We start from the raw sequence: 15,931 nt of genomic DNA, 5'->3' as shown, positions 1-15,931 counted from the left end.
TGACTCTCCTTGGCACAAATTCTAACAGGGCCGCTACAGCAGGCCGATATGGCTGATACAGGCCAGACTGGCGCCGCGCGCGCGCAGCGCCGGCCCCAGGCTGGTCTCGGCTTCGGGCTGCCAGTCGAGCGGCAGCAGCACGCGGTCGCCGGCTTCGGCGCAGCGCGCGATCAAGGCGCATTTCGGCCCGCTCGCCTGCACCGTGTCGACCCGGCCCGTATGCCAGGCCTGCGAACAGCCGCTGGCGATCAGGCGTCCGCGCGGCGGGAACTCGCGCCCGCGCGCCAGGCGGTCGGCCAGCACCAGCGCCAGTTCGTAGGAACGCCCGCTGAAGCGGGTCTCGGAAAACTGCACGGCGCTGCGCCAGCGCCCCGGCGCGCAGCCGTCGAAATGGCGCGCCGCCAGCAGCGTCTCGCGCACCGCGTCCTGGGCGGCCAGATCGAGTCCGGCCACCAGCAGCGCGCCGTCCTCGCCGCCGCCGGCCAGCGGGCGCACGCTGACCTCGACCCAGGCCAGGCTGTCGTGCACCCCGCCGCTGTGCAGCGGAAACCAGGCGCGCGCGCTGGCCACGGCCAGGCCGGGGTCGGGCGCGCCGTTCAGCGCGCCCAGGTGGCCCAGCTGGCCGCCGAGCAGCGCGCCGCCGATGGCCAGGTCATGGCCCTCGATACGGGCGCGCGCCCAGGCCGTGGACCAGCCCTGCGCCAGCGGCGTCGTCGCGCTCGGATACAGGCCGCGCACCATGCGGTCGGCCAGCACGGCGGCCAGCTCCCAGTCGCGATCGTGCGCGGCCGGGGCCGGGTCGATCGACAGCTGCACCTGGTGCGCGAGCTCGAGCTGGGCCTCGCTGTGGCGCGCCAGCCGCACCACCTGCTGCAGGCGCTCGGCCAGGCCGGGCTGGCCGGCCACGCTGGCCTTGACGTCGGCCCGTCCGGCGCGCGCGCGCCGCGTCGCCTGCACGTGCGCGAGGCGGCCGTCGGCCAGCACGGTCTGGCACACGGCGCTGGCCGGCCCGTTCATGCGGGCGCGCGCCGGGCGGCGCAATGGGTTTCGAGGCGCGCCAGGATGCGGTCGCCATCCTGGAACAGGGTCGCCAGCTGCAGCGCCGGGGCCAGCTGCAATTGGGCCAGCCAGGCCCAGGCCGCGTCCAGGGCGGCCACCGCGGCGCCGCTATGGGCCGCGCGCGCCGCCTGGCGTTCGGGCGCCAGCGCCTGGCCCGGCGCCGCCAGGGCCACCGCCGGCATGCTTTCGACGGCGGCCAGCACGGCTTCGAGCCGGCGCAGCACGGCCTGCTGCTGCTGAAAGCGCACGCGCTCGCCGCCGGCGGCGGTGGCGCGCACCCCGCTGCACAGGGCCGGCAATTCAAGGAACAGGCGGCGCAGCGCGCAGGCGTCGGCCACGTCCGGTGCGGCCGCCGCTGCGGGCGCGGCAGCCGGCGCGGGCGCGCTGGCCGGCACCCGTGCCGCCAGCGTGGCCGCGTAGTCGACCCGTGCGCCCAGGTCGCACGGCAGGCATTCGTCCAGGGTCAGGCCGAAGCGGATGTAGATCAGCTGGTCGAGGCCGCGCCGGAACTGCTGCCATTCGGCCAGCGTGGCGCAGGCCGGCAAGGCCAGCTGGCCGTCGGCCAGCGCGGCGCGCACGGCCGCTTCGATCCGCCCCTGCAGTTCGGCCAGGCTCAGGGCCGCGCCGGCCTCGCTGGCCAGCAGCAGATCGAAGCGCTGCTGGTGCTGGCGCGGGTCGGCGCTGTCGACCGCCAGCTGCAGGCGCAGGCCCAGTTCGGGCGCGGCCGCATACGGCACGATCTCGGCTTGGTAGGGACCCGGATGGAACACATACAGCTGCTCGCCGCAGCCGGCGCGCGCCAGTCCGCCAGGACCGAGGCGGCGCGTCTGGCCGCGCGCGCCGATCAGCACCGCGCCCAGCGGCGCGCGCAGCTGGCAGCGCGCCAGCCGCAGCGCCACCGTGCACTGGCCGAGCGTGGCCGGCGCGGGCGCTCGGCCGAGCAGGCGGGACAGCCCGAGCATGGTCGGCCGCTCAGTCGCGCACGGGGCTGACCGAGAAGATGCCGCCGTGCTGCTGCAGATGCAGGCCCGGATCGGCCGCCAGCGGCCAGGCCGCTTCGAATTCGCCATCGGCGTCGAGGCGTCCCTGCAGCAGCAGGGTGCCGGCGCCGTCGCGCACATTCAGCATCGGTTCGGCCGCCAGCAGCGCCGCCGCGAACGGCGCCTTGGCCGACAGCTTGAGCAGCACCTGCCAGTTGCCGCCCTCGGCGAAAAAGCTCAGCTGCCAGTGGCCGTCGTCGGTGCGCAGCAGCGGCGCCTCGCCGGCATCGGCCGCGCGCAGCAGGCCCTGGCTGGTCGACCAGGCCAGGTCATTCGCCGCCGGCCGCGCGCGCCGTTCGCGCGCCAGATGGGAAAACCGGCGCAGCGTCAGCGGCGAGTCGGCCAGGGCCGCCCGCTCGGCCGGCGTGAACGGCCGCGATCCGTCCAGTGCGCCCAGCATGACCGCGTCCGACAGCATCAGGCGGTCGCCCTCGCGGCGCCGCATGACCAGCGCTTCGGCGATCAGATTGCGTTCGTTATTACTGATGACATCCACGTACTTCTCCTTTTGGCCGAGGGGCCGCTTGCAGGCTTGCGATCGCTGCCTCGCGCCGTTTGCGCAAAGTCGGCAGCGACAGGTCCGCCAGTTCCGCCAGCTGCTGCAGGGTAGGCAGCGCGCCGGTCGCGGGATCCAGCCACTCGTCAGGATAGGTATCGTCACGAGGGCCGAAAATCTTCAGGTAGACGGCCAATTTCACGGGGATTGGCACATCTGACAACACTTTCACCACCCAGCTGGCGCCCTGCTCGGCCGCCGCCGCGCGCGCCAGGTAGTCGGCCGGCAGCGCCAGGCGCACGGCCGTGGCGCGCTGCGCCGCCGTCAGCTCCAGCGGCGCCGGCGGCACATCGGCGTCCAGGTCCGGCTCCGGCTCGGGCGGCGCGAACAGGCTGTCGTCGGGCGCCGCCAGCAGACAGTCGGGCAGCACCCGCCCGGCCGCCTCGGCCGCTTCCGATTCGTCCAGCACGCGCCACAGGTCGACCAGCCAGGCCCCATGGTCGGCCGCATCCTGGGCCCAGCCGGCCGCGCTGCTGGCCGTCAGCGCCCCATGCTCGGCGATCTCCTCCAGCATGGCCGCAATCGTGGCCGGCTGGTTGCGCAGGCTGGCAAAGCGCTTCGAGCGCGTGTGCAGCGGACCGGGCGCGCCGGTGAAGCGTTCGCGCGTGGCGCTCCAGGCGATCAGCCATTCGGCCGTGATGTGGCCCTGGCGCGCCGCCAGCGGCAGCACCGCGGCCTCCATCCCCAGCACCGCGGCCACCTCCTCGCGCCGCGCCGGCCAGCCGGCCAGCAGCGCCGCCACCTCGCCGCGCAGCCGGTCCAGCATGCGGTAGGTGTACATCTTGTTCGGACTGCACGGCCGCCCGCAGGCGACCTGGTAATTCTCCGCATCGACCTTGTCGCGCAGGACCGCATACAGGTCGTTGAACTGCTTGCGCAGCGCCGCCTCGCCGGCCTGGCCGGATTGCAGCAGCGCGCGGCAGCAACTGTCCCAGTCGGCCGGACGGGCGCGCAGCTCCAGCACCAGCGCCTGGGCCAGGGCCAGCACGCTGTCGCCGTACTGGTTGGCGACGGCCTGGGCGCGCGCGCTGCCCGCCTGGGCGGCCAGCACGGCCGCCATCGCTTCCACGTACTCGTCCAGCGCCGTCAGCGGATCGCCCACGTCGATCAGCGGCAGCACCTGCAGCGAGCACTGGCCGAGCAGCTTGCGCACCTGCTCCCAGCCTGGCTCCTGATACCGGGTTCCCGGCAAACGCATTCGATCCACCTGCATGCTGGCGCGCCGTGACGCCGCCCCATGCGGTGTCTGTGCTGCGCGCCCCGTCATGATCGCCGCTCGCGCACCGCGCCCGTCCCGCCATCAGAGGCCAATTTCCCCTTCTGTTCCGGGTTCTGCCCGGGCGCGGCCAGCAGCAGTGCGGCCGCCAGCGGGGCCGCGTGCGCGCCGCCGCTGCTGGCCGAGCGGCTGATCGCCACCGCGAACGCCAGCCGGCGCGCGCGTCCGGCCGCCGGATCGGGCGCCAGATAGCCGCTGAACCAGACCGTGGCCAGGTCCTCGCGCACGCGCCCGTCGAGCCGCACCGGCACCGGCGCCGTGCCCGTCTTCCCATACACATACGGGCGCAGGGCGGCCAGCGCGGGTCCGGCGAAGGCCGCCGCCGCCGTCCCGCGCTGGACCACGCCCTGCATGCCCTGGCGGATCCGGTCGAGGCGCACCCCGAGCGCGCTGGCCGGCGCAGCGCTGGCGGCGCGGCCGTCGAGCGCCGCCAGCAGGCGTGGCGTGACCGCGCGCCCGCTGCCGATCGCCGCCGCCACCAGCGCCAGATCGAGCGGGGTGGCCTGCATGCGCAGGCCGATCGCCTGCTGGCGGATCTCGTGGCGCGCCCGCACCGGATCGAAGCCGCCGGCCGTGGCCTGCAGCGCGTCCCAGCGCGACCAGGCGAAATCGGCCGGCAGCAGGCCGCCATCGAGACGCCAGGCGCGCCCGAAGCCGACCCGGTGCGCCATCGCCTGCCACGGACGCAGGCTGTCCAGGCCCGTGCTGGACAGCGCCTGCAGGCCCGGCTGGCCGCCCTCGCCCTGCCCGCCGAGGCTGGCGTCGGACAGTTCGGTGGTCCAGGCGAACCAGGTATTCAGGCTGAAGCTGAGCGCCTCGGCCAGGCCGAAACGGCCATCGACCGCCTTGGCCATCGGCGCCGCCTCGCGGTAATTGGTGATGCGCGCGCCGCTGCCGCTGGCCGGATAGCTGGGCGCCGCGCTGCGAAAGCCGAAGCCGCGCGCGGCCGCCAGCCGGTCCAGCGTGGCCAGCGGCTGCCCGCCCAGCAGGGCCTCGATCTCGCCCTGGCGCTGGGCCGCCAGTTCCAGCCCCAGCGCGCTGACCAGCTTGAAGCTCGAGCCGGGGCTGTGTTCGGCCCCGCCATCGTGCTGCCAGCCGGCCTGGCGCAGCGGGCTGGCGCCCGGGCGGCTGCGCTCGAAGGCCTCGAGCGCCTGCCAGTCGGCCAGCGGCGCCGCCGCCCCGCCCTGGGCCGCCACCAGAATCTCGCCGCTGTCGGCGTCCAGCACCACGGCCGCCGCGCTGCGCCCCGGCATGGCCGCCTGCCCGCCCTGGCAGGCCTGGCCATCCCAGCGCCCTTCGGCCAGGCCGATGCAGTCGATGATGGCCTGGGCGCGCGCCTGCCACAGCAGGTCGAGCGTCAGCGCCGCCTCGCGCGGGGCCGCCGCCAGCCGCCCCAGCATCCCGGCCAGGCCATGCCGCTGGCGCGCGTCGACACCGAGCAGCGGCCCCAGACCCGCCGCGCGCGCCGCCGCGCTCAGTTGGCCGCCCTGCCACAGCGGGGTCTGCGCGCGGTCGACAATCCGGCCCTGCCAGGGTGCGCCCGCCACGGCCGGGGCGCCGCCGGCCGCGCTGTGCCAGACCAGCTGGCCGGCGCTCACGCGCAGATGGCGGTAGGCCTGCTCGCCGCTGGCGGCCAGGCCGCTGATGTCGAGTGGCGCGGCGCTGATCTGCACGCTGCGGCTGCCCGGCTCCAGCGCCAGGCGCAGGGTCTGAATCTGGTCGGGCGCCGTGCAGGCCGGCCCCAGACAGGCGGGGCTGGCCTCCAGCACCCGCGCGCCCTGCAGCGACTGCAGGCGCCCGGCCAGCGTCAGCGCCAGCGTGCTGCCGGCCGCCGCCGGCGCCGCCAGCCGCAGTTCGATCGGGCCTTCGGCGCTGCGCCAGGCCTCCCAGTCGCCGGCCGCGGGCAGCAGCAGGCGCGCGGCCGCATCGGGCAGGGCCGGCGCCGGCAGGGCCTCGGCCAGCAGGGCCAGGCTGCTGCGCGCGACGCGCCAGCCCAGCCAGCGCCGCTCGCTGTTGAAGCGCGCCACCTGGGCCAGCACAAAGGCGCCGTCGGCCTCGCTGTACAAACGGCGCAGCAGGCCGCGCGCGGTCTCGTCCAGCACCACCGCGTCCCAGCGTTCCGGCCCGGGGCTGCGCTGCGCTGGCGGCAGCGCGCGCCACACGGCCAGCTCGCGCGGGGCCAGCGCGATCAGGCCGTCCGCCTCCAGGCGCAGCAGGCCGCGCGCCTGCAGCGCCGTGAACAGGCGTGCATCCTCGCTCGGCGCCGCGGCCCCCGCCAGCGCGTAGTCGCCGCGCGCCAACTGCACCTCGGCGTGCGCGCCATCGGCGCCAAACGCCACCACCCGCAGTGCACGCGCGCCGGCCGCCGGGCGCCACGCGCGCAGCTGCACGCTGCCGCAGGCGCCGCTGTCGTCGACATCGATGGCCAAGGCCGCCGTGCCCGGTCCCAGCAGCCAGCCATGGCGGCGCACTTCGGGGCCGGCGCCATCGCCGACCAGGCGCAGCGCCGCCGTCAGTCCGTTTAGGTGCAGTGCGCCGCCGGCGCGCGCCAGGCGCAGCGGCGGCAGGGCCGGATCGGCGCTGACCACCACCTGCCCGCTGCGGCCCAGGGTGGCCGACGCCTGCGGCACGATCTGCAGCGGCTGGCACAGGCTGAAACGCTGCGCCGCTTCGCTCTGCATCCCGGCCACGCTGAGCAGGGTGGCGGCGCCCACGCGCTGCACCTCGAAGGGCGCGTCCGGGTCCAGATGCAGGCGCGCACCGGGCAGCACGGCCGCCAGGGCCTGCACGGCCGGCGCGCTCGGGCTGACCGTCTGCGCCGCCTGCCCGAGCCGCTGGGCGTGCCCGGCCAGCAGCCAGGCCCCGCCCGCGATCAGCAGCAGCAGCGCGGTCCAGGCCGGCAGGCGGTGCGCCGGCCGCGCCTGGCGCAGATGGCGCCGGCGGCGCCGTTGGCGCAGCCAGTCAGTGAGCGTGGTCTTCATGCCCGCCCCTAGCCGGGGGCGGCGGAAAAAACGCCCGCTCAGGTATGCTTATGCCTTTCCCACTTTCCGCCCCCGCTCATGAAGGCTTCTGCCCCACCCGCCTGGCGCGCCTGGTTCGATGGTTCGGCCACGCCCAATCCCGGCCGCTGCACCATTGGCGCCGTGCTGCTCGGCCCCGCCGGCGAACGCGTCGAGATCTCGCGCGAGGCCGGCGTCGGCGACAGCAGCGAGGCCGAATACCGCGCCCTGCTGGCCGTGCTGACGGCGGCGCGCGAGCACGGCGCGCACGATCTGCTGGTCGAGGGCGACAGCAAGGTGGTGATCGATGATGTCAACGGCAGCGATGGCGCTGCCGCCGCAGTGCTGCACGACTACCGCAAGCAGGCGCGCGCCCTGCTCGCGCAGCTGCAGCCGGCCACGCTGCGCTGGGTGCCGCGCCACCGCAACCAGGAGGCCGACGCCCTGTCCCAGCGCGCGCGCCGCCCCGACACCGAGTGGGAGCCGCGCCTGGCCGCCCTGGCCGCCGCCCACGCCGACGACGACGGCGCCCATGACCTGAGCCACCTGCGCCGCGTCTGGCGCAATGCCGGCGCGCTGCTGAACCACCATCCCGAGGCCGACCGCCTGGTGGTGCTGGCCGCCTGCTACCTGCACGACCTGGTCAACCTGCCCAAGGACGACCCGCAGCGCCACCTGGCCTCGCAGCGTTCGGCCGCGCTGGCCGTGGACGCGCTGCAGACCCTCGGCTTCCCGCCCGAGAAGCTGGACGCCGTCGCCCATGCGATTGCCTGCCACAGCTTCTCGGCCGGCCTGACGCCCGCCACCATCGAAGCGAAAATCGTCCAGGACGCCGACCGCCTCGACGCCCTCGGCGCGGTCGGCCTGGCGCGCATGTGGTACGTGTCCGGCACGCTGCGCCGGGCCATGGCCCACCCGGACGACCCGCTCGCCCATGCCCGCCCGCTCGACGACCGCCAGTACGCGCTCGACCACATCAGCGTCAAGCTGGCCACGCTGCCGGACCTGATGCAGACCGCCGCCGGGCGCGCCGAGGGCCTGCGCCGCCTGGCCCGCCTGAACGCATTTCGCGCCGAGTTCGCCGACGAGTGGCTAGGCCGCTGAAACTTCGTTACACTGCCCCTTTTCGTACCGCGAGCTGTCATGACCCAAGCGCCCGCCACCCCCAAAGGCAACCTCAATTTCATCCTCGTTTGCGTGTTCATCGACATGCTCGGCATCGGCCTGATCGTGCCGGTGCTGCCGGTGCTGGTCGGCGAATTCGTCGCCGGCCGCGACGCCCAGGCCCAGTGGTACGGCGTGCTCGCCGCCACCTTCGGCCTGATGCAATTCCTCTGCATGCCGATGCTGGGCGCGATCAGCGACCGCGTCGGCCGCCGCCCGGTGATGATGTATTCGATGGCCGGCATGGCGCTCAATTTCCTGGCCACGGCCTGGGCGCCGAATCTGGCCTGCCTGTTCCTCGGCCGCGTCATCGGCGGCATGTCCTCGGCCAGCATGTCGGTCGCCTCGGCCTACGCCTCCGACATCTCGACGCCGGACACGCGCGCCAAAAGCTTCGGCAAGATCGGCGCCGCCTTCGGCATGGGCTTCATCTGCGGCCCCATGCTGGGCGGCCTGCTCGGCGGGGTCGACCTGCACCTGCCCTTCTACGTCGCGGCCGGCCTGTCGACCCTGAACCTGATCTACGGCTACCTGATGGTGCCCGAGTCGCTCGCCCCGGGCGCGCGCAAGCCGCTCAACTGGGCCCAGATCAACCCGTTTGCCGCGCTTCAGCGCCTGCTCAAGCGCGAGGACATCCGCGGCCTGTTGATCGTGTTCGTGCTGACCACCTTCGCCCAGATCATGCTGCAGTCGACCTGGGTGCTGTACACCACCATCCGCTTCGACTGGACCCCGACCGACAACGGCATCGCCCTGTTCTGCGTCGGCGTCTCGGCCGCCGTGGTGCAGGCCGGCCTGCTGGCCATGCTGATCCGCCGCTTCGGCGAAGTCCGCCTGGCCCTGCTCGGCCTGAGCTCGGGCGCCATCACCTTCCTGCTGTATGGCCTGGCCACGCACGGCTGGCAGATGTATGTGCTCATTCTGTGCAATCTGCTGGCCTTCGCCGCCGGCCCCGCCCTGCAAAGCATCGTCTCGAAATCGACGCCGCCCAGCCAGCAGGGTGAGCTCATGGGCTCCCTGCAGTCGATCTCCAGCCTGGCCATCATCATCACGCCGCTGGCCGGCAACCAGATCCTGGCCATGGTCAGCCACCTGCCGCCGGCCGACTGGCGCGTCGGCGCCACCTTCTTCACCTGCGCCGCCCTGCAGGCGGTCAGCGTGCTGGCGGCCTGGCGCTTCTTCCGCAACCACCATATGAGCCTGCGCGCGCCCGCGCCGAGCGAATGAAAAGCCTGCTGCTGGCCACCCTGCTGCTGCCGCTCGCGGTCCACGCCGGCTGCAGCCGGCCGATCGACGTGCCGCTGGCCGCCCTCGGCCAGACCGTCAATGTGCAGGGGGCCGACATCAGCGGCATCTACCCCGATATCCTGCGCACGATTTCGGTGCGCAGCGGCTGCCAGTTCCGCTTTCGCGGCGTCTCGCGCGCCCAGCAGCAGGCCCTGTTCGAGACCGGCAAGGCCGATCTGCTGGCGCCCGCCCTGCGCACCCCGCAGCGCGACCGCTACGGCAGCTTCGTGCCCATGATGCAGCTGCGCCCGATGCTGGTCACCGTTGACCCCAGGCATCCGCCCGTGACCTCGCTGGCCCAGCTGCGCGACGCCACCAGCCTGCGCCTGGCCGTGATGCGCGGCTTCGATTTCGGCGACGCCTTCCAGGCCTTCATCCGCGACATGCAGCGTGCCGGCCGCACCGAACCGGTCGACGACATCGTCAGCGCCGCCCGCCTGATCCAGTCCGGCTACGTCGACGGCATCATCATGCCGCCGGTGGCGATTGCCAGCTCGGTCCAGAACGAGCCGCGCATCTCGGCCCTGCAGGGCCGCCTGCGCCTGCACGCTCTGGCCGAACTGCCGTGGACCGACAACGGCGTCTACCTGTCGCGCACCACGCTCAGCGACGCCGACCGCCGCACGCTCGAACAGGCGCTGGCCGCGCTGGCGCGCACCTCCTCGGTCTGGGACAACTACCGGCGCTACTACCCGGCCGAGATCGTGACCGAAAGCGTGCGCCCCCTGCGTTAACAGTGCTTGGAAATTACACCGGTTTGAACGACAATCAGGCGCATGAAGATCCTGCGCCCCCTCGTGCTGTCGCTGTGTGCCGCCGCCGCCCATGCGGAGTGTTCGCGTCCGATTCAGGTGCCCGTCGCCTCCACCGGCATGTCGGTGATCGTGCACGGCGCCCAGGTCAGTGGCATCTATCCCGATATTCTGGCCGGCGTCAGCAGCCGCACCGGCTGCCGCTTCGTCTACCAGCCGGTGCCGCGCGCCCGCCTCGAAGCCCTGTTTGAAGCCGGCCGCGCCGATCTGCTGTTCCCGGCGCCGCGCACCCCCAAACGCGACCCGTCCGGGACCTTCATTCCGCTGGTGCAGGCGCGCGCCACCATCATCTCGATCGATCCCAAGCTGCCGGTCATACACTCGCTGGCCCAGCTCAAGGAGGCGAATCTGCGCCTGGCCATCGTGCGCGGCTTCGATTACGGCCCCACCTACCAGCAGTTCATCGAAGCCTACAAGGCGGCCGGGCGCGTGTATCTGGAAGTCGACCCGATCGCGGTGGCGCGCCTGCTGAAGGCCGGTTTCGCCGACGCCACCATCATGACGCCGACCGTGCTGGCCGGCGCCATCCAGGAAGACAGCCGTGTGGCCGACCTGCTGCAGCGCCTGCGCGTGGACCCGGTGCCGGAACTGGCCTGGATCGAATCAGGGATCTATCTGTCCAACCGCCTGAATGAATCGGACCGCCAGGAGCTGATGAAAAGCCTGAGCGAGGCGGCCGCCAGCAGCGCCGTCTGGGACAGCTACAAGCGCTACTACCCGGCCGAGCTGCTGACGGCCAGCCTGCGCCCGCGCTGAGCGTCTACTTCGACTCCATCACATACACGCCGTCCCAGTCGGCCGGCGGCGGGTTGGCGGCCAGGGTGTCGCAGCGCTCCACGTACATGTGGGCCGCCTTGTCCTTCGGGTTCAGGGCCAGCACTTCGTCGAACAGCTTGCGCGCCGCGCCGAATTCGCGCGCCCGGTACTTGGCCAGCGCATTGCGGAAGGCGCCCATGGCGTCGATCAGGTTCGGATAGCTGCTGTCGGTGTGGAAGTCCATCACCTCATAGATCGCGACCGGCTTGGTCTTGCCCTTGACGATCACGTGATCGAGCTCGCGCACGCGGTAGGTGCCGCGCAGCGCGCGGTAGGTGAATTCCGAAATCAGGATATGCGCGCCGTACTGCTTGCAGGCCGATTCCAGCCGCGCCGCCAGGTTCACGCCATCGCCGATGATCGTGTAGTCCATGCGCTTTTTCGAGCCGATATTCCCCGACACCACATTGTCGGAGTTCAGGCCGATGCCGATATCGACCGGCAGCTTGCCCTCGCCGGCGCGCGCCTCGTTCCAGTGCCACAGCTCGCGGATCATCGCAATCGCCGTGCGCACGGCGCGGTCGGCGTCGTCCTCGTGCGAGACGGGGATGCCGAAAGCGGCCATGATGGCGTCGCCGATGAATTTATCGAGCATGCCCTCCTCGCGCTGGATGCAGTCGACCATCAGCGTGAAGTACTCGTTCAGCAGCGCCACCGTACCCTGCGCGCCGAGCGCCTCGGTAATCGTGGTGAACGAGCGGATGTCCGAGAACAGCACGGTCGCCAGCACGTTCTTGCCGCCCAGGCTCTCGGCCCCGTTGGCCAGCATCTGGTCGGCGATGCCCGGGTCCATATAGCGCGACATGGTCGAGCGCAGCCGCTTCTCGTTCGAGATATCCTCGATCATCAGCATCCAGCCGATGCGCTTCTTCTCGACCGACAGCAGCGGCTGCAGCGACAGATTGACCGAGACCTTTTCCTCGGCCACGATCAGCTCCGCGTCCATCACATGGTCGCCCAGGGCGCCCTCCTCCACCTGGTGCAGGCGCTCCAGTACCCAGGCGTTCGGGCCGGTGAAGAATTCGGCCGCCGTCTTGCCGACGATCTGGGCCACGCCGCTGCGGAAGATGCGCAGGCCGGCCGCATTACAAGTGACGATCTTGTTGTTGTCGTCCAGGGTCAGCACCCCGTTCGACATCGATTCGAGCATCGCCTCGTTGTAGTTTTTGATCTGCTGGACGTCGGCAAACAGCTTGGCGTTTTCCAGCGCAATCGAGATCTGCGCGGTGAACGCGCGCAGGCGCGATTCGTCTTCGGCCGTGAACGGCCCGCCGCGCTTGTTCAGCACCTGGGTCACGCCGATCGTCTTGCCGTTCTTGTTGATGATCGGGACGCACAGGATCGAGCGCGTGAAAAAGCCGGTCTTCTTGTCGAAGCTCGGATTGAAGCGCAGGTCGGCGTAGGCGTAAGGGATGTTGATGGTCTTCGACGAACTGAATACGGCGCCGGCGATGCCGGCCGTATTCGGCAGCCGGATCTGCATCGAGTTCAGGCCCTGCCCGACTTCCGTGTACAGCTCTCCGGTCTTTTCGTCATTGAGGAACAGGGTCGAGCGCTCGGCGTTCAGCAGGCGGGTGGCCTCGCCCATCACCCGCTGCAGCAGGGAGCCGAGCTTAATGTCGGCCGTGACCTCGGACACCACATCGATGAATTCCATCTCCTGGCGCCGCACCTTCTTCATCCGTTCGATGAAGCGCGCGCTTTGCAGGGCCAGCACGCCCTGGGTGGTGAGCGCCTCCAGCAGGCTCAGATCGCGGCGCGTGAATTTGCCACGCTTTTTATTCAGCGTCTGGGCCACGCCGATGATCTCGCCCTTCGAGGTGCGGATCGGCACGCACAGGATGTTCTTCGTGACGAAACCGGTCTGCTCGTCGATCGCCCGGTTGAAGCGTTCATCGGCATACGCATCCTCGATCAGCAGCGGCTCGCCGGTCGAGAACACATGCCCGGCCACGCCGGTGTGATTGAGGAAGCGGATTTCGCGCTGCGCATTGCCCTGCGCCACCCGCGAGAACAGCTCATTCGTCTCCGGGTCATTCAGGAACAGCGAGCCGCGCTCGGCCCCCAGTTCCTCGGTCGTCACCTCGACCAGGGCATTCAGGATTTCGTCGAGCGTGTCATAGGCCGCCATCCGACGCGACACCTCGAGCAGCATTTCGACTTCGCGCAGGCGCCGGTGCTGGGCCGCGCTCTCCGCCTTAGGCTTTTCCATTGCGCTCCTCAAGTTCCTGGCGCAGCGCGCGGATCGTCTCGTGCAGTTGCACCAGTTCGTCCCGGTGCTGGACCGCGGCCTGCTGCAGGGCCTCGCCCTTGCTGGCCGCCAGTTGCTCCAATTCGTTGCGCAGCACGGCGACCGTCTCGCGCAGCTGCAGAATTTCGCTGTTCGCGCCGGCGATCGCCTGCTTGACCTGGGCCTCGCGGTCGGCGCGCTCGGCTTCGAGCGTGTCGCGCAGGGCGTTGACGGTCTCGCGCATCATGCCCAGCTCATTGTGGGCCGCTGCCGCCGCCTCCTGCACGGCGCGCGCGCGTTCGGCCTGCATGGCTTCCAGTTCGCCGCGCAGGACGGTCACGGTCTTCTGCAGCTCCCGGACCTCGGTCACGGCCTGCTGAAAGGCCGCCGGGTCGACGGCCAGGTTCTCGACGATGGCACTCATACGTACGATGGTAAATCAAGCAAGCCCATCAGCACAATCCTCGCCGCCGTCCGGCCTCAGAACTTGTGCTCGAAGTTGATGCGCCAGCCGGCCCCGCGCTCGGTGTCGAAGCGCGCTCGCATGGTGCCGCTGCCGTCCTCGTACACGTTTTCGTTGTGGTAGCCCTGCTTCAGCATATTGCGCGCCGTCAGGCGCAACTGGTCCTGGGCGCTGAACTTCCACAGGCCGTAGACTTCGAGGTCACGCCCATAGGTGTCGTAGGAGCGCTCCTTGTCGCTCGAGCGCACCATGCCGCCCTGGCGGAATGCGAAGTTAAAGCCGGCCGATAGCTGCTCGTGCTTGTAGTCGGCGCCCAGATTCAGGGACAGCGGGGTCTGGCGGTCGAGCCGGTTGTCCGGCCCCGGCACATTGTCCACGCGCGACCAGTTGCGCGAGACATTCGCGCGCAGATCGAGCTTGGGCGCATCGGCCATCAGGGCCGAGAGCGGGAATTTGAGCTCCAGCTCGATCCCGTGCGATTCGGCCGAACCGAGGTTGAGCGGCATCGCCAGGTAGCGGTCCTTGTCGATCACGATGCCATTGTGGGTGTAATTGCTGATGCGGCGCGTCGACAGGCTGACCGAGAACAGCGCGCCCTCGGCCCAATAGCGCTCGTAGCCGGCGTCGACGCCGACCGCCAGCTCCGGCTGCAGGCGCGGGTTGCCGCTGTAGTCGGGCGCGGTGGCCGAATTCAGGGCGCTGTAGTAGCGGCGCGGGATCAGGCTGCTCAGATTGGGCGCCTTGTAGGTCTTGGTCAGGGCCAGGCGCAGCTGGTCGCCCTTGCGCTCGGGGATCTTGTAGAGCGTCTGGAACAGGGGGCTGAACACGCTGCTGCGCGAGCTGCTGTCCGCATAGCCGCTGCCATGGCTGGTGCTCTCGATGCCCTCCCAGCGCGCGCCCAGGTACACCGACCAGGCTTTGCTGACGTTCCATTCGTCCTGCGCGAACACGGCGGCGCGGCGGATGCGCGCCTCGTACAGATTATCGAAGTTCAGGCCATCGGTGCTGGCCACGCGGTCCAGCTGGTGCTGGGTGTCGCGCCGCTGTCCCTGGCTGAGGTCCCAGCCGACGGCCAGCGCATGATCCTCGGCGCCCGGACGCGTGTACTTGCCGGTGCTGCCCACGGTGTGGTCGCGCCCCTCGCCCGAGGACGTGCGGTCCAGCGTGGTGGCGCCATTGCGCTGGGCCGCGCGGTAGCCGCTGTTCTCATTGCTCGAATACGCGTAGCTGAGCTTCAGATCGAGCTTGGCGCTGCCCTCGAGCTTGAGCACGGGATTGAGTTCGCTGCGCCCATACGCATAGCTGCTGCGAAAGCGCCCCTGCTGCTGCGCGTACGGGCCCACCGGACCGGCCAGAGTCAGCTCCTGCCCCTGGTTCTCGCTGTGGCCATGGCCGGCATTGAAGAAGTTCTGCCACGCCAGGCTGTCGCCATCCTGCAGCTGCCAGGCCAGGCGCGCATTGCCGCTGTTATAAACGTAACGATTATCGTTACTAAAGTCCGTCACCCGCCGGCTCATCAGCACGCCGGTCGCATCCTCGCGCGTCTCGTCGGTGCGGTTGAAGTTGGTGTTCTTGTTGAAGCCACTGTTCGCGCCCAGCGTGTAGGACAGGGTATCGACCTTGTCCGACATGCTGAAACCGGCGCTGACATTGTAGTTGTTCGGCTCCGCGCCATACCCGGCACGCACTTCGCGCGAAGCCTTCTGCACGGATTTTTTCAGGATCACATTGATGGTGCCGGCAATCGACTGGGTGCTGTATTCGGCCGTGGCGGCGCGCACGATCTCGATCTTCTCGATCTGCTCGGGCGGCAGATTATCGAGCGAGAAGCCGGCCGGCGGGCGCTCGCCGTTCACCAGAATCTGGGTATAGCTGCCCAGGCCGCGCAGACGCACCGAGGAGCCGACCACGGTCACCCCGGGCAGGCGCTTCATCACATCGAGGATGGTGCTGTCACCGTATTTGAGGATCTCCTCGCGTCCCACCACGATCTTCGAGGCGGTGTCGTCGCGGCGCGGATCGTAGGCGTCGGCCGTGCCTTTCACCTCCACCTTCTGGATGGTCTTGTCCTCCTCCTTCGGCTTGGCGGCGCTGGGCTTGGTTTCGTCGGCCTGGACCTGGGCGCACAGCAGCGCGCTGGCAAAGGCGACCACGCTCAGGCGCGGCAGTGAATGGTTTGGCATATTTGGAATTTTGCTAATCATCGATTTCAAAAAAAAGGCGGGCACG

At 70.7% G+C, this 15,931-nt stretch carries 12 protein-coding genes and 1 pseudogene; 5 read left to right on the top strand and 8 right to left on the bottom strand.

Features of this window, described 5'->3' with window-relative positions:
• Positions 1-33: 33 nt before the first annotated feature.
• From LZ005_RS09200 to LZ005_RS09180, 5 genes are all read right to left on the bottom strand, one after another.
• The gene (locus LZ005_RS09200; RefSeq protein ID WP_237806929.1) at positions 34-1,017 is read right to left on the bottom strand and encodes a hypothetical protein; all 984 of its coding nucleotides are present in this window, start codon (positions 1,015-1,017) and stop codon (positions 34-36) included.
• Entirely contained in the window at positions 1,014-2,021 is a 1,008-nt protein-coding gene (locus LZ005_RS09195) for a hypothetical protein (RefSeq protein WP_237806927.1), read from the bottom strand. The genes LZ005_RS09200 and LZ005_RS09195 overlap by 4 nt, the downstream gene beginning before the upstream one ends.
• Positions 2,022-2,031: 10 nt before the next feature.
• Entirely contained in the window at positions 2,032-2,595 is a 564-nt protein-coding gene (locus tag LZ005_RS09190; protein ID WP_237806925.1) for a hypothetical protein, read from the bottom strand.
• A complete protein-coding gene (locus tag LZ005_RS09185; protein WP_237806922.1) occupies positions 2,579-3,853 on the bottom strand; it encodes a hypothetical protein in 1,275 nt (424 codons plus the stop codon). The genes LZ005_RS09190 and LZ005_RS09185 overlap by 17 nt, the downstream gene beginning before the upstream one ends.
• 65 nt (positions 3,854-3,918) lie before the next feature.
• Positions 3,919-6,912 carry a penicillin-binding transpeptidase domain-containing protein gene (locus tag LZ005_RS09180; protein WP_237806920.1) on the bottom strand — a complete coding sequence of 998 codons (2,994 nt, stop codon included), beginning with the start codon at positions 6,910-6,912 and terminating at the stop codon, positions 3,919-3,921.
• 78 nt (positions 6,913-6,990) lie between these two features.
• On the opposite strand from LZ005_RS09180, the pseudogene LZ005_RS09175 reads away from it, so the two are divergent.
• From LZ005_RS09175 to LZ005_RS09155, 5 genes and pseudogenes are all read left to right on the top strand, one after another.
• Positions 6,991-7,329: pseudogene (locus LZ005_RS09175) on the top strand (reverse transcriptase-like protein); the annotation flags it as partial.
• Positions 7,330-7,374: 45 nt separating this feature from the next.
• A complete protein-coding gene (locus LZ005_RS09170) occupies positions 7,375-8,034 on the top strand; it encodes an HD domain-containing protein (protein WP_237807808.1) in 660 nt (219 codons plus the stop codon).
• 39 nt (positions 8,035-8,073) lie between these two features.
• Positions 8,074-9,321: an MFS transporter gene (locus LZ005_RS09165; protein WP_237806918.1), complete on the top strand. Its 1,248-nt coding sequence runs from the start codon at positions 8,074-8,076 to the stop codon at positions 9,319-9,321.
• Positions 9,318-10,115, top strand: coding sequence for an ABC transporter substrate-binding protein (locus tag LZ005_RS09160; RefSeq protein ID WP_237806916.1), 798 nt, complete (start codon positions 9,318-9,320; stop codon positions 10,113-10,115). The genes LZ005_RS09165 and LZ005_RS09160 overlap by 4 nt, the downstream gene beginning before the upstream one ends.
• Before the next feature lie 42 nt (positions 10,116-10,157).
• Positions 10,158-10,949 (top strand): ABC transporter substrate-binding protein, encoded by a 792-nt coding sequence (locus tag LZ005_RS09155; protein WP_237806915.1) that lies wholly within the window; start codon positions 10,158-10,160, stop codon positions 10,947-10,949.
• A 4-nt stretch (positions 10,950-10,953) separates the two neighbouring features.
• Here the strand turns inward: LZ005_RS09155 and LZ005_RS09150 are convergent, their stop codons facing one another.
• From LZ005_RS09150 to LZ005_RS09140, 3 genes are read right to left on the bottom strand one after another with little or no spacing between them, the layout of a single operon-like run.
• Positions 10,954-13,221: a GAF domain-containing protein gene (locus LZ005_RS09150; RefSeq protein WP_237806913.1), complete on the bottom strand. Its 2,268-nt coding sequence runs from the start codon at positions 13,219-13,221 to the stop codon at positions 10,954-10,956.
• Positions 13,208-13,663: a hypothetical protein gene (locus tag LZ005_RS09145; protein ID WP_237806911.1), complete on the bottom strand. Its 456-nt coding sequence runs from the start codon at positions 13,661-13,663 to the stop codon at positions 13,208-13,210. Before LZ005_RS09145 ends, LZ005_RS09150 begins: the two co-directional genes overlap by 14 nt.
• A gap of 56 nt (positions 13,664-13,719) precedes the next feature.
• Complete coding sequence (locus tag LZ005_RS09140) at positions 13,720-15,885, bottom strand: TonB-dependent siderophore receptor (RefSeq protein ID WP_237806909.1); 2,166 nt, start codon at positions 15,883-15,885, stop codon at positions 13,720-13,722.
• Positions 15,886-15,931: the final 46 nt, after the last annotated feature.

Origin of the sequence: Massilia sp. TS11 (assembly GCF_022012445.1) — a bacterium.
In the GTDB taxonomy this organism is placed as follows: Bacteria; Pseudomonadota; Gammaproteobacteria; order Burkholderiales; family Burkholderiaceae_D; genus Telluria.
Note: the sequence above shows the minus strand (reverse complement) of the source record. Positions and strands in the feature narration are given on the sequence as shown.